Raw genomic sequence first — 1,488 nt, forward strand, 5'->3', positions numbered from 1 at the left:
TCGCCGCCGGGCCCCGCCGCCCACCCCTCCACGGCGCCGGCCCCGCGCCGCAGCAGACGGGCACCGCCCGTGAGGTTGCCCCGGGCCGCGTGGGTCAGGCCCACGGCGAGCTGGGCGAGCCCCCGCCACAGCTCCCGCTCCTCGTCCGGGCCCGACTTCCAGGCGTCCTCGAACACCTCGTGCGCGTGGAAGGGCTTGCCCTCGTCGAGCAGCCGCTGCGCCTCGGCGACACTCTGCGCGGGGGGCCGCACGACGCCCTCGGGCTGCCGCGGCACGCCCTCCGCACCGTACGGCAGGGGCCGTCCGAGCCCGTCACGAGGCCGGGCGTTGCGCGCCCTGCCCTCGCTGTCGCGGTCCCGCGCGGCGTCCGCCCGGCCCGTCACCGGGACACCCACGCCGTTCGTCCCGTCCGCTCCGTCCATGCTGCCCATCATGCCCATGCACCGATTGTCCCCCGCCGGTCCCCGCTTCGGCCGGGGCCCCGGTGTGCGGTAAGGTGCTGTCCGCGCGATCACGTGGTGGTGACACCGGGTGGCGCGCACCGGGACGTGGCGCAGCTTGGTAGCGCACTTGACTGGGGGTCAAGGGGTCGCAGGTTCAAATCCTGTCGTCCCGACGCAAAAGCCCTGGTGGGTTCAGGATGCTCACCGGGGCTTCGTCGTGTCCGGGGGCCGGTTCACGGAGCGATGTCGCGGAGATAGTGGACGAGGGTGACCTCCTGCCCGGACGGGGCGAGGCCGCGGGTCGTTTCGCCTCTGCTGAAGCCCGCCTGTTCGAGGACACGCTGAGACGCCCGGTTCTCGGGCAGAGTGCGAGCCGTGAGCCGGACGAGGCCGCTGCGCCTGGCGAACTCGATGCCGAGACCGAGCGCGGCCCGGGCCACGCCCTCGCCGCGGTGATCCGGGTGCACCCAGAAGCCGACCTCGACGGAGTCCTGTTCCGCACCGAAGAGCACGAGGCTCCCGGCGAAGGCGTCCGTGGCGGGGTCGGCGACGGTGAGAACCGCGAGGTCACCGCGTTCCAGGCCGTCCCGGATCGCCCCTTGGACCAGTGCGGTCACGGACGCCTCGGTGTACTCGGGCTCGGGCAGGTGCGCGTACCGGCGGACCGCCGGGTCGGTGGTGCCGGAAGCGTAGGCGCTTGCGTCCTCCGGACGCATCGCGCGCAGGACCGCCCGGCTGCCGCGAAGCGGGAGAGATCTGGAATCCAGCATGCCGCAAAACTAACATAGTTCGGATAGAGTGGGGGTCGTGAGCTACTGGGAGCACCGCAAGCCCGTCCGGCGAGCCCGCGCCGTGGATGTGCGCGACATCGCCCGCGTCGCGGTCGATCTGCTCGACGGGGGCGGACTGCGCGCCCTGACGGTGCGCGCGGTCGCCCTTCGTCTGGACGTGGCCCCCGCCAGCCTGTACTCGCGCATCGCATCGGTGGACGACCTCTACGACCTCGCACTCGACGACGCCCTCGGCCAGGACTCCGAGACGCAAC

2 protein-coding genes, 1 tRNA gene and 1 pseudogene are annotated in these 1,488 nt (G+C 73.1%); 2 read left to right on the plus strand and 2 right to left on the minus strand.

What is annotated here, in order from left to right; all coding sequences use genetic code 11:
• On the minus strand, positions 1–422 hold a 422-nt coding region (locus G3I53_RS15135), incomplete at its 3' end, for a DUF309 domain-containing protein (protein WP_164438440.1).
• Between the two features lie 120 nt (positions 423–542).
• Here G3I53_RS15135 and G3I53_RS15140 point away from each other — a divergent pair.
• Positions 543–616, plus strand: a tRNA-Pro gene (locus G3I53_RS15140).
• 60 nt (positions 617–676) lie between these two features.
• Here the strand turns inward: G3I53_RS15140 and G3I53_RS15145 are convergent.
• The gene (locus tag G3I53_RS15145; protein WP_164334256.1) at positions 677–1,213 is read right to left on the minus strand and encodes a GNAT family N-acetyltransferase; all 537 of its coding nucleotides are present in this window, start codon (positions 1,211–1,213) and stop codon (positions 677–679) included.
• A 37-nt stretch (positions 1,214–1,250) separates the two neighbouring features.
• On the opposite strand from G3I53_RS15145, the pseudogene G3I53_RS34560 reads away from it, so the two are divergent.
• Positions 1,251–1,488, plus strand: a pseudogene (locus tag G3I53_RS34560) (TetR family transcriptional regulator); the annotation flags it as partial.

Origin of the sequence: Streptomyces sp. SID14436, assembly GCF_010548465.1 — a bacterium.
GTDB lineage: Bacteria > Actinomycetota > Actinomycetes > Streptomycetales > Streptomycetaceae > Streptomyces.

What these genes read in the sequence shown, in the direction of transcription:
- G3I53_RS15145 (WP_164334256.1), bottom strand. Translation starts at nt 1,213, where the DNA reads ATGCTGGATTCCAGATCTCTCCCGCTTCGCGGCAGCCGGGCGGTCCTG.